The following is a 17,351-nucleotide window of genomic DNA, read 5'->3' as shown; positions in this document are numbered from 1 at the left end:
CCGTCATGGAGCTGATCTTGCGAACTGGCGACGATAGATCCAACGCCCAGCACGACTTGCCTTCCGCTTCGTGAGGCTGCGTCACGCAGTGAGGCTGATTCCAGACCAGGGTGCTCAACCATCAGCGATTGGAGGGCGAGGGGTGAGGTTGCAGACATGCGATGCTCCCAACACGGGACCCGCCCACGAGGTACCGCTTGCCGAGCGCGCCGTCCGTCAGCACTGTCCGATCGAGTGGCCCCAGGGCCGCTTGTGCCTGAGCTGCCGCGAGCCATATCCCTGCCGAACTCGCATCTGGGCCACTGACGTGCTCGTCGAGGCTGGCTGGACGGACGACGCCGTCCTCGCACTCGATCGCCGCACCGGGCCGTGGTCGTGACCGCCACCGTGCGCGGCGTCGCGCGCGTGTGCCACCCCGCTGAGCACAAGATCGGCGAGGTGATGGCGATGCTGCTGGCTCATGGAGAGGACCCCTACAGGGGCGTCTGCCGTTGTGAACGCGAGCTCCCCTGCTCCCATGCGGAGACCCTCAAACGCGCCCTGGCGCGGCTCGGTGCTTGCGGCGCTCCTAGCCACGGGACACCCCATCGTCCTCCAGAGGACTCCAGGACGATACGCCTCAGCTTGCCGATGACCAGCGCGAACCACGCCGACCGCGAGTGGCGATGAGGTCATGCCGATGAGTCAACACGAGTTTCAAGCGTTCGCTGTTGAACAGGTCAGGCTCGCCGAAGAAGCGCTCGCCAGGCACATGCCGGGCGGCGGCGCGTGCTGCGCCTGCGGCCGGGAAACACCGTGCTGTGAGGCGGCGAACCTGTTCACAAGACGCGAACACTTCGCGGCACACTTGGCGCCCGGCACCGCCCAGCCGATGCGGCTGGGCGTTTCGCTCCCCCACAACCCAGGAGGTCACCTTGACCCACGAAGCCGATGATCTTCGCACTGCTCTCGTTCACTCGCTGCGGGGTAAGGGCATCATTCGCACCGATCGGGTGGCCGCTGCCTTCGCCGCTGTGCCCCGCCATCTCTTCACCCCTGACGCAAGTCTGGACGACGCCTACGCAGACGCCATCGTGGCGACCAAGCGTGATGACGATGGCGTCGTGATCAGCTCCGTGTCGGCACCAAACATCATCGCCCTGATGCTGGAGCAGGCGGAGATCGAGCCCGACATGCGCGTGCTGGAGATCGGGTCCGGTGGCTACAACGCCAGTTTGATCAGCGAGCTGGTCGGCCCGGGTGGCGAGGTGACCACGATCGACATCGATCAGGATGTGGTGGACCGTGCCCGCGACTGCCTGGCGGCGGCCGGCTACACCAACGTCAACGTCGAGCAGGGCGACGGCGAGTTCGGTGTGGCGCGGTACGCGCCCTACGACCGGATCATCGTCACTGCCGGCGCGTGGGACATCCCACCGGCGTGGACTGAACAGCTAGCGCTCGGCGGGCGGATCATCGTCCCTGTGCGGATCAGCGGCCTGACTCGCTCAGTGGTCTTCGAGCGCGACGGCGATCGGTTGGTGTCCCGGTCGGTTGAGCTGTGCGGTTTCGTGCGAATGCAGGGCGCCAGTGAGCGCAAGGAGGACCTGGTCCTGTTGCACGGTGAGGATGTCGGCCTGCGGGTGGACGACAAGCCGTTCGACCGTGACGCGCTGCGCGCGGCGATGAGCGAACCGCCGACAACGGTGTGGTCCGGGGTGACCGTCGGCTCGCAGGAGCCGTTCGACGGCCTGGACCTGTGGCTGGCGACTGCGTTGCCGGGCTTCTGCCGGTTGCATGTGCAGCGTCCGGCGATCGAGGCGAAGGTTGTCACGCCCGCGCTGCCGTGGGGTGCCTCTGCGGTGTTCGACGGTGGCTCGTTCGCGTACCTCACGCTGCGGCCGGCGTCGGAGGACGACACGTTCGAGTTCGGTGCGATCGGTCACGGCCCAGATGGGGAGAAGTTGGCCACGCAGGTCGCCGCTCAGGTTTGTGCTTGGAATTCCGGTTACCGGTACGGGTCGACTCCACACATCTCCGCTTACCCCGTCGGCACGGCGGACGAGCAGCTCCCCGACGGGCTCGTGGTCGACAAGAAGCACGTCCGGATCACAGTCTCCTGGTCTTGAACGGGCTGGGTGGAAGTATCCCTCGAAAGGAAACAACATGATCAATCTTAAACACGAAGGTCTCGTCGCGTCGGACTTCGAGCTCGACATCAACGTCGTCAACGGAGCTCCGTTCGTTGCGGCACTCATGCGGGACACCAGTGATAACTGCGGTAGCACCTGTCCGAGCGCCTGCGCGTCGGGTGGCGGCAAGGTCGGCTGACCCTTCGACCTAACAGCTCCGGTCCCGGGTTCGGCGTGGTCCCCAAACCGCCGAGTCCGGGACCGGCTCATTTTCAAGGGAATGAGGTGACGGAATGTATATGCACTCGAACGCGGTGATGCTGCGCGCCGCAGTTCTATCCGGCGGTTACCCGCTGCCGACAGTTCCTAAGGCAGACGACTTGGTCGGATTTCGAGTGTGGCTGGGCAAGGTGTGGGGTGACAGCCAGGTCGCGGACGCCGTAGAGGTCGCCAGCCCTGCCCTCGCTGAACGAGTGCGCGCCGTCCAGAGCGGGTATGACCTGACCGTCCGGCAAAGGACTCGCATGGTCAGGTCCGTTTCGCAGTACGTGCTGCGTATGAACAGCCGCGCCACGCCCTTCGGGCTGTTCGCCGGCGTCGCACCGGTGACGCTGTCCTCGACCAGCGCTGTGCGATGGGGCAGCGACCATCGGGTCAGCTCCCAGGTGGACGCTGAATGGCTATCGGGAATCGTCCGCATGTTAGAGCAAGACACGAAGCTCCTGCGGAACCTCAGGGTCGTCCGCAACAACTTGTGCTTCCTCCGCGGAGACCGCCTCGTGGTGCCTTGTACCGAACACGACTCTTCCGAGTCGACGACGCGGCCCGAGGAGATTTCGGTGCGGCTCACCAAAGCCGTCGAGGTGGTACTCGACGCCGTGGATATGCCTGTCCCCGTAGGCGAGCTGGCCGCGAAGCTAAGCGCCCTAGCACCAGCCATTCCACAAGACTCGATCATCGCTATGCTCGCCAGCCTCGTCCGGCAGCGGGTGCTCATTACCGAGCTTCGCGCCCCGACTACGTGCGTTGACCCACTGGGCCACCTCATTGCACGAGTGGGTCAGGTTCCAGTGCCTTCACACCTGGCATCGGTCGTCGCGGGCTTGCAGGCGACGCAGGATGCGCTGGCCGACCACCCTGCTGAAGTTGAGGCCGGCAGACGCCGCGAATTGCGGACGACGGCCGTCGCCGCCATGGCCGCAATTGGGCCACCACGCCAGGCGTTGATGCTGGACCTGAGGCTGGACGTCACCGTTGCGGTCCCGACCGAGGTCGCCAAGGAAGCTGAGAGCAGCGTGGCGGTCCTGACGCGACTGAGCGCGCATCCGTGTGGCTTCGACATTTGGATCGACTACCACAACCGCTTCATCGAGCGGTACGGTATCGGCAGCCTCGTCCCGGTGCTGGAACTGGTCAATCCCGACACCGGCTTGGGGTTGCCCGCCCGCTATCACGGCTCCGTGTTGAAACCTCCGCCAGCCGCTTCGCTCACCGGCCGCGATACCGCCCTCCTCGAACTGGTGCAATGCGCCACCCTTGCGGGCGTTCACGAGGTGGTCTTGGACGATGAGGCTGTGGAAAGGCTCACTGCCCCTGGTTGGGAGCGAGCCCAAGTGGCTGGCCACACCGAGCTTCGCTTCCACCTCAGCGCCATCGACCGTGAATCGTTGAGTGCTGGAGACTTCCGACTCACCATCGTGGGCGCATCTCGGGCGGCTGGAACGACAACGGGCCGGTTTCTGCACCTGTTTGATGCCAACGACGCCGACCAGTTTAGAGACGCCTACCGGGATTTGGCTCGCGTGGACCGCGATGGTCTTCCGGTTCAGGTATCGGCTCCCCCGCTGTTCGCCCGGACGCGGAACGTCGTAAGAAATGACGAGGTTCTGCCCGATATTCTCGCTCTGAGCGAGTATGACGATAACCCTTCATCGGCGCTCAAGCTGGCCGACCTTGCGGTTAGTGGTGATGTAAACCGGCTCTGGTTGTGGTCGCTATCGCGGTCGCGATCCGTCGAGCCGACGATGTTCAACGCCCTAGACTTCCGCCACCGCGCCCAGCCCTTGGCACGGTTTCTGTGCGAGATCAGCCAGGCTCACACAGTCCCGGTCGGCAAGTTCTACTGGGGCGCCGCAGCCTCCATGCCCTATCTGCCCCGCATCCGATACGGCAGGACAATCATCAGTCCTGCTCGCTGGCGGCTTGCGCCACGTGACCTGGATGGCACCTTCGATATCGATCCGGCCAGGTGGCGTGAGGAGCGGCGCCTGAGCCGCTACGTGTGGCTCGGCAACGATGACGAAGTGATCCGCATCGACCTCCACGACGCAGACCAACGCGCCATCCTCCGCTGGCACGTCGACCGGCTCGGCGACACCTCCGTAACCGAAGCGCCATCGCCGCAGGATGCCGGCTGGCTCGACGGGCACGCACACGAAATCGTCGTACCCCTCTCCGCCACGAACGGCCACTCATGGCCGAAGCCGACCCACCGGCCCGGATGCGCGCTCATTCACCGCGACCACGCACACCTCCCCGGCATCAGCCGATACCTGTCCTTAAAGCTCATCGCCACGCCGGCCCGCCACGCCACCATCGTCTGCGACCACCTGGCCGAGCTGACCGACGCGATCGACTCCGTCGCCTGGTGGTTGCCGTACCGAGACACAGAATCACACCTACGCATCCGGCTCCGCCTACCCAGCTCAGCGGATTACGCGCAGGCGCTGGAGGCGGCCGGCGCATGGACCGATCGACTGAGCCGAGCCGGCCTGGCACAGTTCATGCAGGTGGACTCCTACCATCCGGAGACCGGCCGATACGGACACGGCAGCGCGATGCTGGCAGCCGAGCAGTTCTTCGCCGCCGACTCGCAGGTCGCCGCAGCCCAGCTCCGCTCCGGGGTCGACCCGACTGCACTCGGTGCCGCGAGCATGGTGGACATGGCTCGAACCATGCTCGGCTTCCGCGACGGCGTCCACTGGCTCGTCGACACCATCGACCGTGACCGCGGACGCAGCACCGACCGCGCAATTCAGAGTCAGGCAATCAAGATCGCGTCATCGGGCGGTGACCTCAGCGGGCTAACCGAGGCCACCGGCAGCGGACACGCAGCTCGGGCCTGGCGGCATCGCCGAGCGGCACTGGTTGCCTACCGCGCCCGCCTCACCGGCACCGGAATCACACCCCGAGAAGTCCTGCCCTCACTCCTGCACCTGCACCACGTACGGATGGCCGGACTCAACCCCGAGGCGGAGCAGACCACCCACAGACTCGCGCGCGCAGTGGCGTTGAGCCACCACGCCCGACGCCAGAGGAGACCACGGTGACCCACCAGGACGCCGCCGCCTTGGCCGACGCCATCGCCAACAAAGTCGCCACCCCCGCCCAAGCGGTACCGACCTGGAAGCACCAAAGCCTAGCCAAGGGACACGCCGGCATCGCACTACTGCACATTCAACGGGCACGATCGGGCCGGGGCACATGGGCTACCGCCCATGCCTGGCTCACCAGCGCAGCGTCCGTCGACCTCTCGGTTGCAGAGAACGCCTCTCTATACATAGGCGCTCCAGCCGTCGCCTATGCGGTTCATGCGGCAGGCGATGACAGCGAACGGTACGAGGCCACCCGACGCAAGCTGGCGGGCCTCGTCGCCCGACTCGCCTACCAACGAGTCGACCAAGCCCATGCCCGCATGGACCGGCGCGAACTGCCCGAGCTACGCGAGTTCGACCTTCTGGGAGGACTGACCGGTCTCGGAGCACTCCTCCTGCAATCCCAACCCGAAGGCGAGGCTCTCGCCGCCATCCTGAGCTACCTCGTACGACTCGCCAGACCAATACGGGCCGACGGAGTCGACCTACCCGGTTGGTGGACCCCCACCGGTCCGGACTTCGAGATTACGCCGACCTTCCCCGGCGGCCACGCCAACTTCGGCATCGCGCACGGGATCACCGGACCACTGGCACTCCTCGCCTTGGCTGCCAACCAGGGCCTCACTGTCGAGGGTCACCACGACGCAATGCATGAGATCTGCCGGTGGCTCGATGCCTGGCGCCAAGACCATCAACGCGGGTCATGGTGGCCACAATGGATCGGGCGAGAAGAACTGAGCACCGGCATCGTCCGCCAACCCAGTCCGCTCCGCCCATCCTGGTGTTACGGCACACCTGGCCAGGCCCGTGCCCAACAGCTCGCCGGCCTCGCCCTCGGCGACACCACCCGCCAGCTCGCCGCCGAATGCGCCCTGGCCCGCTGCATTCAAGACACGATACAACTAAGGCAGATCACCGACGATTCCCTTTGCCATGGCTGGGCCGGCGTCTACCAGACCGTCGCCAGGGCCGCCGCGGACGCCTCCGAGCCGACCCTGAACGAGCTGCTCCCGCTCGTCGCTCGGGAACTCGTCGCCTTCGGCGGAAAGTCCGAAACCATCGGCCTCCTCGAAGGCGACGCTGGCGCAGCCCTGGCGCTGCACACCGCCGCGACCGGCAACCCGGCCTTCGGCTGGGACCGCTGCCTCCTGCTCACATGACACCTGACGACGTACGGCTCGGCGCTGCCGGGCAGGTAACCGAACCGATAGTTCTGGCAGCCATCAGCGGCGGGGACCTCACCGAGCTAGCCGCCGAGGCTGGAGTAGGCCCCGACACAATCAGAGCTGCCGTCAAGCGGTACCGCTCCGCCGGCCGGACCGCGCTCCAGGACCTGGAAGGTACCGCGTGGCGGCAAGTAGACATCACCTTCACCGACCGCGCCGGCGCCGAACGCACTGCCGCCGACGTACCCGCCCCGGCGCTCGCCCGCGAAATCGAGGCGGGAACGGTGACAGCGTGGTGGTTCATACGCAAAGGCGACTGGCGACTCCGCATCAAGCCGGCCGATCCTGCCGACCCATACGGCTGCACCGAATTCCTGGATGCGCTGCTTGGCGAACTCGTTGCCGGTGGCGGCGTACGGGCTTGGCGGGAGAGCAACTACGAGCCAGAGACCTTCGCCTTCGGCGGGCCGCCAGCGATGACCGTGGCGCACAACCTGTTCTTCGCTGACAGCCGCCACCTTCTCGCCTACCTGCGCGGCCCACACCAGCAACCGATAGGGCGCCCGGAGTTGACGATGTTGATGTGCAGCTACTTGTTGCGGTCCGCTGGACTGGAGTGGCACGAGCAGGGCGACGTATGGTCCCGCGTTGCCAGCTACCGCGACGGCGGATTTCCAGAAATCATCGATCACAACTTCTGCCTCGCGGTCCGCCGACTTATCACCGTCGATGCTGGCCCGGCAAGTTCCCTCGCCCGCTGCGGCCCCCTTGCCCCCATCGCCAACTGGCTGGTCGAGTTTGGCCAAGCTGGAGCCCGGCTCCGGACCATGACCAATCACGGATCGCTCGGCCGTGGCCTACGAGCGGTGCTATCAACTCACATTCTTTTCCACTGGAACCGGCTCGGCATCCCGTTCGCGATACAACATCGCCTCGCCACGTCTGCCGCTTACTGCATACTTGGAGTCCGGTCGCGTCAACCTGCAATTGGCGAGTAGGCGTAAACGACGAATGGAGCCCCGACCGCGCAAGATGCACGCGGTCGGGGCTCTTTGATCTTGGTTATCACGCGGCGGTGCCGTTGAGGCAGTCGACGATCCGGCCGACACCGCGGTCGACCCGTTCGCCGACGGTTTGCCGGGTGACGCCCTGGACGTGGGCGATGTGGCGTTGGTCTTGGTCGAGGCCGTAGTACAGCAGGACTGCTTGGCGTTCCTCGGGTCGTAGGGGTGCGCGTTGCCAACCGGTCTTGATGTCGGCGAGGTGGGCGTAGAGGGTGCCGCGGATGGCGGGGTCGACTCGTGCTCTGGGCATGTCGGGGTCGGGTGCGGTGCTGTCGGTGATCCCGTATGCGGCGTATGGGTCCCAGACGGTGGGCAGGAGGCGTTCGACGAGCCGGCGGTCGTAGTTGGTCATGCAGCCTGCCGGCGGAGTTGCTCGATCGACGCTTCGGCGGTTCGGTGTCGTGCGTGGGTCTTGTACTGGTCGGTGAGTCGGCACCAGAGCCAGCGGTGGAGCAGGCCGAGCTGGTCTTGGTCGAGGTATCTGCGAACCGTGTCGTGGTTGGTGGCCAGCAGCAGGTTGGCGTCTTGGCGTACGTCGTCGTACTCGGTGACGCCGGTGTACCGGCGGGCGACCTTGTGGGCAGCGGCCTCCGCTACGTCGCCCACGCCTGGTGCGGTAAGGACTGACCAGTCCGTGGTCATCGAACTACCTCCTTGATGTTGGTGATGCCGTCTCGGGTGACGGCGACGATCAGGCCGGGGGCGCCGGTGGTGCCGCGGGCGTGCCGGTACCAGGTGCTGTCGCTTTCCAGCGCGGGGACTTGGATGAAGGTGCGCGGTCCGTCGGTGTCGACGAACTCGTGGTGCAGGTGGCCGGCGACGAGCAGGTCCGCGCGGTGCAGCGCGGAAGCGCGGTTGAAGGCTTGGCCGCGCCACCAGTCCATGTGCTTGCCGGGCCGCCACTGGTGGCCGTGGGCGTGGGCGACCACGGTCCCGGCGACTTCGGCGACGACGGTCAGCTCGTCGGTTTGCGGGACGAGGAACTCGACGTGCCCGAACGCCTCGGGGTTGAGCTGTGCGGCGTCGTGGACGGCGATGAGCGCCTCGGTGTCGTGCGAGTCGTCATACCGAGTCACACCGTGGCCAGCGATCCGGACGGCTTCCCCGTGGTTGCCGGGCACGGCCGCCATCGAAACCCGCTGCGCCAGTGGGGCGAACAGGGCCAGGGCGTGGAGCATGACCCGGCGGGTGAGCCGGACCTGCTCGGTCAGCGTCAGCGTGGTGCGCCAGGTGTTCGCCCCGCCTTGGGAGACGAAGCCCTCGATGTGGTCGCCGAGCCAGCCGACGTGGACGTGGCCGATGTCGAACCGCTCCCGGTACCCGAGCAGCAGGTCCGCGGCCCGGTTGAGGCAGCCGATGGTGCGATGAAGTGTCCCGGCGGGGCCGTCCCCGTCGCTCTTGCCGAACTGCATGTCGCCGAGCAGGACGAGGTAGCCGTGCTCGCCGCCGGGCCGCTCGGCGCTGGGCTGGTGTGCTCGGATCTCGGCGAGGAGCTCGTCGAGGTCCAAGCCGGTGTCGGCGGGTTGGGTGCGGGTGAAGGAGTAGCGGGTGGCCACGCCGGTACCGCCGCCGGGCATGGTCCACTCCGAAGACCGCATCCCGGTGACGGTCCACTGACCGGGGTCGTGGCCATGGGCACGCAAGTGATCGGCTGCCGCCTCGGGGTCCGCTTCTGGTTGCGCCGCACGGACGGTGACCTCGGCGCTGTCCCCGCTGATCTGGATGCGTCGGGTGAACCCACGGTCGGAGTCGGTGGCGCGGGCGATGGCGGGGCCGACTGGTTTGGCGAGCAGCTCGGCGAGCAACAGGTCTTCGGTCATGGGCTCACTCGGTCCTGGGGGTGCAGGGACCTGCGGTAGGTCCGGATCGTGGAGGCGGACACCTGGTGGCCGGCGCGGGCCAGCCAGCCGGCGACGTAGTCGGCGCTGGTGGTACCGAGCAGGTGCGGCGCCAGCGCCGCCCGCCGGGCCGGGGTCAGCGCCATCCACGCGGCGGCCAGGCGTGGTCCAGGGTGGCCGGGCAGACCGGCGATCGGTTGGCCGCTCATGCGATCAGGGCCAGCAGGGCGTTGCCGCCGCCGTGCAGGTAGGTGTCGGTCACGTCGCCGTGGCGCAGCCGCACGCCTTTGGCGGCGCGGTGGGCGCGCACGATCCGGGCGATGAAGTCGGCGCCGGCGTCGTCGGGGTCGCCCCATACCCAGACCCTGCTGAACCCGGCGAGCATCCGACGGTGCCGGGGCTGCCACGCCAACGCGCCGGGCAGGGCCACGGCGTGTAGGCCGAGCTTGGCGAGGATGATCGCGTCGAGTTCGCCTTCGCAGACGTGGATCACGTCGCCGGCCTGGTGGACGGCGCGCACGTTGAACATCCGGCCGGTATCGCCGGTCTCGCTCATGTACTTGCCGTGCCCGCCGGCCCGGTGGTCGTGCTCGGCAAGGCACCGGAACCGCAGAGCCAGCGGCTGGTCGCGGTGGTCGAGGTACGGGATGGCGAGGAAGCCGCGGAAGCGGTCGTGGCCGGGCATCGGGTCAACGACGACGCCAAGCCGGAACATAGCCGCGCTTGCCGGGTCGATCCCGCGCCGGGCCAGGTAGGTGCCGGCGTGCCCCGTAACGGCTGCCTGATAGCTGCTCGTCGCTTCCTCCAGGGTCTCGCGTTGCGAGTCCGATAGAGGCCGCAAGGGCTCGGGCTCTTGGGAAGTCGACACCTTCCACCTCCATGATCAAGCTGTAGGAGTCGCCGGCCTTGCCGCAGGAATGGCAGCGCCACAGACCCTTGTTCAGGTCGATCGACATCGACGGCGTCCGGTCGGGGTGCAGCGGGCAGCTCGCCATCGTGGTCGGCCGCCCGCTGATGCGCCGCACCTGGTAGTGGTCGAGGGTGGCCTCCAGGTCCGGACGCGCCTCTTCGCTCATCCGAGCGCCTCGCCGAGCAGCGCTTCCTCCAACGCTCGGATCTGGTCGACGCCGTGGGCGTCGCCTTCGGTGTGCTGGTCGAGGCCGAAGTCCGCGGCGGCCAGCTCGTTGGCCTGGTCGTCGGTCACTGGTCCTCCAGGTCGAAGAAGGTGCCGACGGTGGTCAGCACGTAGGCGTCGCGCCACGCGGCGCTGCGGCGTTTGACCACGGCGATCCCGGCGACCCGGCTGGGGTGCAGGCCGCGGTGCGCGGCGAAGTGGGCGGCCTCGGTGGCGGCCTCGGCGACGAACGCCGCCGGGTGCATGGCGCCGGCCTTGGCCTCCAGGACCAGGAACTCCGGCAGACGCAGGCGGGGCCGGCGGATGACGTGGTCGCCCTCGTCGCGTACGCCGGTGAGCACGAGGCGTTCCACGTCCATGCCGGCGCCGCGCAGCTCGTCGCGCAGTTTGCTCTGCCACGCCGCGCCCGCCCTGCGGTTGCGTCGGTTCCGCGCGATCACGTCACTCATCGGTCGATGTCCTTCCGGGGCGCAGGCGGGGGGCGGTGGCGTGGAAGCGGGTCCGCTCCGGCTCGCACCACATGACGGCGTACCGGCGGGCCGTCGGGTCGGACGGCCCCATCCGCTGCTTGATCACCGCAACGCGGTACTCCATGCAGGTTGGGTCCAGCGCGACGGACAGGCTCAGCTCGGGCTTCTCCGACAGGCCGCCCTTGACCTGGTCGCGCGAGGGTGGCGCCCACGGGTCGCTCTTGGCTTCCCAGGTCTTGTCCGAGGCATGGTGCAGGATGATCACCGTCGCGCCCGTAGCGCGGGCGAGTTCGCTGACGCCGGACATCACCGCCATCTGCTGCACGTAGTCGCTCTCGGCGCCGTCGAAGTCCATGAGGTTGTCGAACACGATCACCGCCGGATAGCGGTCCCACAGCTCGACGTACGCCTCCAGCTCCTCGTCGACCGCCCGCCACGTGATCGGCGCACCGAAGCTGAACGTGATCCGGCTTGCGGCCAGCGCGTCCAGGAACCGGGCGCTGCTCGCCCCGCCAGCGACCATGCCCGCTTCCACCTGCTCCGTCGTCGAGTCGGTGAGCATCGACGCCAACCGCGCCGAGGCGGTGAACGGTGACATGTCCGCGGAGAAGTACAGGGTCGGCAGGTTCATCTGCGCGACCCAGAACAGCGCAAAGCCCGACTTCTGGGTGCCGGAGCGGCCGGCGACCATGACGACCTCCCCGTGCCGGGGCCGGCACCCGCGCGCATACAGCGCAGCGAATGCCGGCACCCGAGGGAGCTCGCGGCCGGACTCGGCGTGAAGGGTCAACGATCTGCCGGGAGTCAGCACGAGCTACCGCCGCTCAATCGAACGACGGCATCGCCGCGGCCACAGCCGCAGCCGCAGCCGGGGCCGGGGCCGGAGCCGAGGTCGGCGTCCGGGACGTGGCGGGGGTGGCGGGGCGCTGGTCGAAGTACGCGCCGACCTGCGCCTCGACCGCCGGCTCCACATCCCGGAAGACGTATCCGGCGCCGGACTTGGTCGGGATCTTGCGGACGATGGCGACCATCGCCTCCCCGAGGATGCGCTCCAGGGTCGAGGTAAGCATCCCGTGAACCACCCGCACATCGGTCATGACCGCGGTCGGGGTGCGCTGCTCCAGCGCCTCGGAGGTACCGAACACCGAGATCGTCGCGGTGACCTCATCCCGGACGCGGGACTGCCCGTTGTAGTTGTTCGGCACGTCACGGTCGATGCGCTTGGGCTCGATCAGCAGCGCCACGTCGTGCATGTGATCAGCGGGCTTGAAGTACGTGCCGCCGGCGTGATCCGACGGCTTGGCGAACGACGACAATCCAACTCCTCGTTAGTACAACTTACATATCAATGGAAATTGGGGGGCGGGGTTAGTCGGCTGCGGCCTGAACTGCCTGTAGCGCACGGCCGCGGGCCTTCCACGCGGCCATGATCTGCGGATCGGCGAACGCGGCCTGGTTGTCGACCCAGAGCCGCTGGAGTACCGCCACGTCCGGCGCGCCGGTGATGCGGTCCAGCAGCGACGCCGGCTGCGCGGCCGACTCAGCAGCCTTCTGCGGTGCGGCGTCGGGTTCGGCGACCAGGCGTCCACCTAGCTTGCGGGCGACCAGATCCAGGCTGACGGCGACGCTGGTGGCCTCCAGAACGATGTCCGACAGCGGTGTATCGGCGAACCGCTCGGCGTCCAGGCCGAAGCACTCGATGATGTCTTCGCTGACCTGCGCCGGTGTGCCGGTGAAGGTCGCTCGGCTGGCCTGCGGGGTTGTGCCGTAGCCGATCGTCACTGTGATGCCGCGCGGCGGCGAGCTTCTCTGGGTCATGGTGAGGTCAGCTCCTCTCAATGCTCTGGGAACAACTTACAGACCATGCCCGGGATCGACAAGGTCATTCAGGACACAGTTGCTGCCTGCGCCTAGCGGCTTGAGGCGGAAACGGCGGGCGCGGATGGCGCGAACCTGCGTGGCCACCTGGACCGCCTCCCAACCAAGGCGCAGGTCGATCCAGTACACGGTGCACTCCCCTGTGCCGGCGGGCAGGTGGATGATCAGCCCCCAGTCCCGACGCACGTCGGGCAGCGGGCTGCGCTGTCCCGTCGCTGGGTCGTAAAACTGGCCGTGAGCGTAGACGGCGAGCTGCATCGCCATCTTCAGCACTCCGTACTCGACGCTGCCGGTCTTAAGGTCGGCTATGAAGTTGCCCTCGACCGCCTTGCCCGCGGGACCGGGGCCGCTGTAGTGCGCGATGCGGTCCGGCGTACCGGCGACCTTCAAAGCATCCACGACGACGAGCTGCTCGATGGTAGTGAAGTTCAGCGCCACCGTGGCCAACTTGTACGCGCCCATGTCGGCCAGGTCCGCGCCGGTGCAGGTGGGTAGCGGTTCACCGCAGTCGACGTGTTCGGACAGGTGGTGCAGGTGCGTTCCTCGACGCTGTTTGGCATGGGCACCGGCGGCCTCGACGCATTGATCGGCCAGGGCGTTCAGGCCGTCGCGGTCCTCAAGCCGGCTCAGGTCGACGCTGGCGGCCTCCGGTAGTAAGTGTCGGAGGTGGGCGGCACCAAGCAGCACCATCCGCCGATCCCACTTAGCGAGTCCGGACTTGTCCTCTATGCAATCTACGTACGTCGTGCATCGGGTGTAGGGAACCGGCTTGGTAGCGCCGGGCACCTTGATCAGCGGCCGTTTCCACCGGTCTCGCGGGACCCGCGCCGGGCTGGGCTTGGTGCTCGGGGCCGCTGCGCTTGGTCGAGTGATGGTCATCTAGCCGCCTCCCTCACCAGCTCGGCGGGTACAAGCCAGATTCGCACCATGTCGTCGTCCAGGCAATCACCGTCGCAATACTCAGGTTCCTCTGGCACCCACCCTAATGCTCTCGCTTCGTCGAAGACGGCCTCCAATTCGCCCGTTCGATAATCCATTGGAGCGTCGATGTAGGACGCGCCGTCTTTGTCAACGTGAAGGCTCGGTGAGCGCTGGGACGCTACACCGGATTCGTTCTGGAAGGTGCCTCCCCCGTCGGAAGTCCTCCGTAGCACCAGTCATGCCTCCTCTGGCGGCGGGGCGATTAATCTTGTTCCGTCAGTTGTAGCTGACGTAACGGTTTAGATCTTGTCCTCAGTGGGTAAGAACTCACCGGCAGTGTCGGGTTTGCGACACATGTTTGCCGATACAGTCGAGGCAGCCGATAGGCTGATCGGTTAACTTCTCGCACAAACGACGATGTGCCGGCAGGATCATCCTGCCGGCACATCGATGAACAGGCGCGGTCAGTCGACCGAACGTCCTGTTCGGACAGTAGTCTTGGCGTCGGGCACGCGGATGAGGTCGGTGTCGATGTTGGGTCGGCGGGGCACCAGACTGAAGCCTTGCTCGGTGGCCGGGTCGTAGTGAACGACCAAGCCGTCGGCCTCTCGTAGACTCAGCCATGAATTTAGCTTCGTCTCCACCGATTTCGCCAAATTCTCCCCGGCCCGCCGTCGCGCTTCAGCGCGAAGCATCACAATCGCGTGACGCCATTTATGCCGTGGCTCTACGCGCCACGGAATGAGTTCATGATTGCGGACCGAACGCGGCGGTAGCTCCAGTCGACGGACGAACTCCGAGAAGGTGGTCGGCGATACTTCGATGTTGTACTTGCGCCGGTACTCCTCAACCATCCACTGGAAGGTCCGACCTTGCTCGTACCAGCGAACGACCTCTTGGTCATTCGTGATCTTTTTGGCTGGCACCTGGCGCTCCTGATGAGGTCACTGGCACGCGTACGAGCGTTGGCGCATCCTGCCGGCGCCGTCTGCAAGTTGTACCGGTGGTGACAACCGGTTGTCAAGAGTCCGGATTTGCTCGATTACGTTGAGTTACCGGTGGAGGTCGGTCGGTTCGCGGTCGGGTCCATGTTCCTGTGATAGCCAGGGGAGGAAGCGGTCGATGAAGTTGGTGACCGCTGGTAGCGCCATGACGCGGGTGATGGCGGAGGCCACTGCGGTGATGGCCAGCACGCATCCGCTGAGGATGGCGTATGCCTTGGCAGGAAGCACCTGCTCAAAGGTTTGAGCCAGGACCGGCAGGGCGACCAGCAGAACGGCGCAACCCGCGAGGAACGTCTGGAATCGCGTCCTGATGCGTCGCCTGCGGGCATCGCGGCTAGGTGGGGTACTAGACAAGGGTGTCTCCTTCTGTGGGGCCAGTGGTGGTGATCCGCTGCTGGTGGGCGGTCTAGGGAAGGCGAAGTACCTGACCGGGGTAGATCTTGTTCGGGTTGCTGAGGCGGTTGAGTCGGGCAAGGACGGTCACGGTGGTGTGGAACCGCTCGGCGATGCCGGAGAGGGTGTCGCCCCGCTTGACGGTGTAGGTGCGGGGCTTGGGCTTGTTCTGGGCCTTCCAGTCGGCCAGGCTCTGACCGCAGACGACCGACAGCACGGCGCGGCAGGTGAACGTGTCGCCCACCAGTTCGCGGTTGAGCGCGAAGTGGATGTGCCACAGATGGCTGCTGTCGGAGCTCGCGGGGCGACCGTGCAGGCGACCCGTGACAGTGCGGCCGTTGGTGGTGCCGTAGATCTCCGCGGTGTTGTGGGCGCCGATGCGCGGGTCGGCTGGGTTGTCGTAGGCGGACAGAATCCGCTTGGTGATCTTGATGATGTGGGCGAAGTCGCCGCGCTGCGCCGAGGCGAACGTCCAGTCGATCGCGGCGGCCTTGTCGGCGGGTCCGCGCTTGTCTACGGCGCGGGTGACCGAGTAGTTCGCGGGGTGGTTGCCGGTGCGGGTGCCGTGGTAGCCGGCCTTGTTGGCGAAGATGCCGCCGAGTCGCAGGTCGCTGCCGAGCTTGGCGCGTGCGCCCTCCCACAGGATGGTCCAGTAGGGCGCGGTGACGCGGGTCGGGTTGGGGTTGGCTGCCATGGCGTTGGGCCTCCGGGCATACGAAAAGCCCCGCCGACTGGCGGGGCTCGGGTGATGGGATCTCCGGTAGGTGCGACCGGTGTCTAGCGGTGCAGCAGCTCGCGGACGCAGGCTTCAAGCGCATCGATGCGGGCTGCCTGGTCCTTGAGGACCGTCAGCATGGCCACCGGCAACAGGTCGTAGCGCAGTGCTTCGATCTGCGCTCCTGCTCCATCGCCTCTATCGAGCCACTGCACGAGCTGGGGCAGGTGCTCGTGAACCTCTTCGGCGATTAGGCCGATTTCGCCCTTGGGGCCGTCTTGCCACTGACCGGTCTCGTCGTCGCGGGTGGGCTTGCGGTCGTAGGCGACCGGGCGCAGTGCCAGCACGTTCGCCGGGTCTAGGTGCAGCTCCCGGATGTTGGTCTTGTACCGGCGGGAGGAGGTGTTGTGGCAGAAGTTCTTGTTGCCGTCAACCCAGACAGCGAACCAGCCGCTTCCCTGTGGGGTGTTGCCGTGCACTCGGTCGGAGCCGTTGGCCCGGGTCACCGTGCGCGGTGGGTCGTGGTCGTGATCGGTCGGTGGGAATTTTGCCGGCTTGCCGCTGATCGAGGTCCACGTCGGGGCAGGGTGGGTGTGGTTGCCTAATGCGACGGTCGTGTCGGTGGTGCCGGTCGGTAGCCGGGCGATAGGCAGAGTTCCGGCGGTGATATCGGTCGCGGCGTGAGTGTGCGCACCGGGAGTGCCAGTGATGTCAGACCACTCGGCGCCAGTCCACCACTCCCACCGGCCGCTCGTGATATTGAGCCCGAACCGGCTACGGCGAGGCGCTACCGGTCTGGTGAGGGTGGTCCAGACCCCGACGCGGGAGCCGAGAAAGTTGCGGTCATCGACGACATTCTCCGGGGCGATGCTGGCCGCGGTTGGACCGACGTTGATTCGGGCGAGCGGCTCCTCAAAGATGCCGGTGTCGCTCTGCGTCAGCGCGGGCAGCCCGCCGCCGGGTGTGCCCTCGACGACAGCCGGACGGATCGAGTTTTCGGCCGGGTCCAGGCGCAGCACCACCCGGTCCACGCGGGCAGCACCGGTACCGGCGGATAGCTCCACGCTCTCAATGTCGGTGGAGCGCACCGCGTGGCCACGCAGCAACCCGAAGCCGGGCTGGATGTTGGCCTTGAGGCCAGCGGAGTCGGCACTGACGGCGAAGCCAGGTCCGCCGATGGAGTCGGCGATGCCGGAGTCTTGCAGCTCGCGGAACAGCCGCGAGTAGTCGGTCTCGTTGGTCTCTACGTCCTCGAACGGGTACGCGGTGATCGGCAAACGTG

21 protein-coding genes are annotated in these 17,351 nt (G+C 66.9%); 5 read left to right on the top strand and 16 right to left on the bottom strand.

Annotated elements, in window-relative coordinates; all coding sequences use genetic code 11:
- Positions 1-914: 914 nt before the first annotated feature.
- From fxlM to IEY75_RS01185, 5 genes are all read left to right on the top strand, one after another.
- A complete protein-coding gene (gene fxlM / locus IEY75_RS01205; RefSeq protein ID WP_189112265.1) occupies positions 915-2,108 on the top strand; it encodes a methyltransferase, FxLD system in 1,194 nt (397 codons plus the stop codon).
- 37 nt (positions 2,109-2,145) lie between these two features.
- The gene (locus IEY75_RS01200; protein ID WP_189112264.1) at positions 2,146-2,310 is read left to right on the top strand and encodes an FxLD family lanthipeptide; all 165 of its coding nucleotides are present in this window, start codon (positions 2,146-2,148) and stop codon (positions 2,308-2,310) included.
- Positions 2,311-2,410: 100 nt separating this feature from the next.
- Entirely contained in the window at positions 2,411-5,440 is a 3,030-nt protein-coding gene (locus IEY75_RS01195) for a lantibiotic dehydratase (RefSeq protein ID WP_189112263.1), read from the top strand.
- Entirely contained in the window at positions 5,437-6,645 is a 1,209-nt protein-coding gene (locus IEY75_RS01190) for a lanthionine synthetase C family protein (RefSeq protein ID WP_189112262.1), read from the top strand. The genes IEY75_RS01195 and IEY75_RS01190 overlap by 4 nt, the downstream gene beginning before the upstream one ends.
- On the top strand, positions 6,642-7,649 hold the full coding sequence (locus IEY75_RS01185) for a thiopeptide-type bacteriocin biosynthesis protein (RefSeq protein ID WP_189112261.1): 1,008 nt from the start codon (positions 6,642-6,644) through the stop codon (positions 7,647-7,649). The genes IEY75_RS01190 and IEY75_RS01185 overlap by 4 nt, the downstream gene beginning before the upstream one ends.
- 67 nt (positions 7,650-7,716) lie before the next feature.
- On the opposite strand, the gene IEY75_RS01180 is transcribed toward IEY75_RS01185, so the two are convergent.
- The 16 genes from IEY75_RS01180 to IEY75_RS01115 all read right to left on the bottom strand — a co-directional run bounded on the left by IEY75_RS01180 (position 7,717) and on the right by IEY75_RS01115 (position 17,346).
- Positions 7,717-8,067 carry a sigma-70 RNA polymerase sigma factor region 4 domain-containing protein gene (locus tag IEY75_RS01180; protein WP_189112260.1) on the bottom strand — a complete coding sequence of 117 codons (351 nt, stop codon included), beginning with the start codon at positions 8,065-8,067 and terminating at the stop codon, positions 7,717-7,719.
- On the bottom strand, positions 8,064-8,321 hold the full coding sequence (locus IEY75_RS01175) for a hypothetical protein (RefSeq protein WP_189112259.1): 258 nt from the start codon (positions 8,319-8,321) through the stop codon (positions 8,064-8,066). Before IEY75_RS01175 ends, IEY75_RS01180 begins: the two co-directional genes overlap by 4 nt.
- Before the next feature lie 32 nt (positions 8,322-8,353).
- Positions 8,354-9,535, bottom strand: coding sequence for a hypothetical protein (locus IEY75_RS01170; RefSeq protein WP_189112258.1), 1,182 nt, complete (start codon positions 9,533-9,535; stop codon positions 8,354-8,356).
- A complete protein-coding gene (locus IEY75_RS01165) occupies positions 9,532-9,762 on the bottom strand; it encodes a hypothetical protein (RefSeq protein WP_189112257.1) in 231 nt (76 codons plus the stop codon). The genes IEY75_RS01170 and IEY75_RS01165 overlap by 4 nt, the downstream gene beginning before the upstream one ends.
- Positions 9,759-10,238 carry a toprim domain-containing protein gene (locus IEY75_RS01160; protein WP_229789262.1) on the bottom strand — a complete coding sequence of 160 codons (480 nt, stop codon included), beginning with the start codon at positions 10,236-10,238 and terminating at the stop codon, positions 9,759-9,761. The genes IEY75_RS01165 and IEY75_RS01160 overlap by 4 nt, the downstream gene beginning before the upstream one ends.
- Before the next feature lie 4 nt (positions 10,239-10,242).
- Entirely contained in the window at positions 10,243-10,629 is a 387-nt protein-coding gene (locus IEY75_RS20680) for a CHC2 zinc finger domain-containing protein (protein WP_229789261.1), read from the bottom strand.
- Positions 10,626-10,757 (bottom strand): hypothetical protein, encoded by a 132-nt coding sequence (locus tag IEY75_RS21185; RefSeq protein WP_268244316.1) that lies wholly within the window; start codon positions 10,755-10,757, stop codon positions 10,626-10,628. The genes IEY75_RS20680 and IEY75_RS21185 overlap by 4 nt, the downstream gene beginning before the upstream one ends.
- Positions 10,754-11,137: a hypothetical protein gene (locus tag IEY75_RS01155; RefSeq protein ID WP_189112255.1), complete on the bottom strand. Its 384-nt coding sequence runs from the start codon at positions 11,135-11,137 to the stop codon at positions 10,754-10,756. The genes IEY75_RS21185 and IEY75_RS01155 overlap by 4 nt, the downstream gene beginning before the upstream one ends.
- Positions 11,130-11,909 (bottom strand): AAA family ATPase, encoded by a 780-nt coding sequence (locus IEY75_RS01150; RefSeq protein WP_268244315.1) that lies wholly within the window; start codon positions 11,907-11,909, stop codon positions 11,130-11,132. Before IEY75_RS01150 ends, IEY75_RS01155 begins: the two co-directional genes overlap by 8 nt.
- 73 nt (positions 11,910-11,982) lie before the next feature.
- A complete protein-coding gene (locus IEY75_RS01145) occupies positions 11,983-12,474 on the bottom strand; it encodes a hypothetical protein (protein ID WP_189112253.1) in 492 nt (163 codons plus the stop codon).
- Positions 12,475-12,526: 52 nt separating this feature from the next.
- On the bottom strand, positions 12,527-12,940 hold the full coding sequence (locus tag IEY75_RS01140) for a hypothetical protein (RefSeq protein ID WP_189112252.1): 414 nt from the start codon (positions 12,938-12,940) through the stop codon (positions 12,527-12,529).
- Between the two features lie 72 nt (positions 12,941-13,012).
- Positions 13,013-13,726, bottom strand: a complete 714-nt coding sequence (locus tag IEY75_RS01135; RefSeq protein ID WP_189112251.1) for a hypothetical protein — start codon at positions 13,724-13,726, stop codon at positions 13,013-13,015.
- A gap of 695 nt (positions 13,727-14,421) precedes the next feature.
- Complete coding sequence (locus IEY75_RS01130; protein ID WP_189112250.1) at positions 14,422-14,883, bottom strand: hypothetical protein; 462 nt, start codon at positions 14,881-14,883, stop codon at positions 14,422-14,424.
- Positions 14,884-15,009: 126 nt separating this feature from the next.
- A complete protein-coding gene (locus tag IEY75_RS01125; RefSeq protein WP_189112249.1) occupies positions 15,010-15,315 on the bottom strand; it encodes a hypothetical protein in 306 nt (101 codons plus the stop codon).
- 52 nt (positions 15,316-15,367) lie between these two features.
- A complete protein-coding gene (locus IEY75_RS01120) occupies positions 15,368-16,048 on the bottom strand; it encodes a LysM peptidoglycan-binding domain-containing protein (RefSeq protein WP_189112248.1) in 681 nt (226 codons plus the stop codon).
- 83 nt (positions 16,049-16,131) lie between these two features.
- On the bottom strand, positions 16,132-17,346 hold the full coding sequence (locus IEY75_RS01115) for a tail fiber domain-containing protein (RefSeq protein ID WP_189112247.1): 1,215 nt from the start codon (positions 17,344-17,346) through the stop codon (positions 16,132-16,134).
- Between the last annotated feature and the right edge of the window lie 5 nt (positions 17,347-17,351).

It is taken from the genome of Pilimelia terevasa (genome assembly GCF_014647915.1).
Classification (GTDB): domain Bacteria; phylum Actinomycetota; class Actinomycetes; order Mycobacteriales; family Micromonosporaceae; genus Pilimelia; species Pilimelia terevasa.
This window is presented reverse-complemented; position numbering and strand designations above follow the sequence as displayed.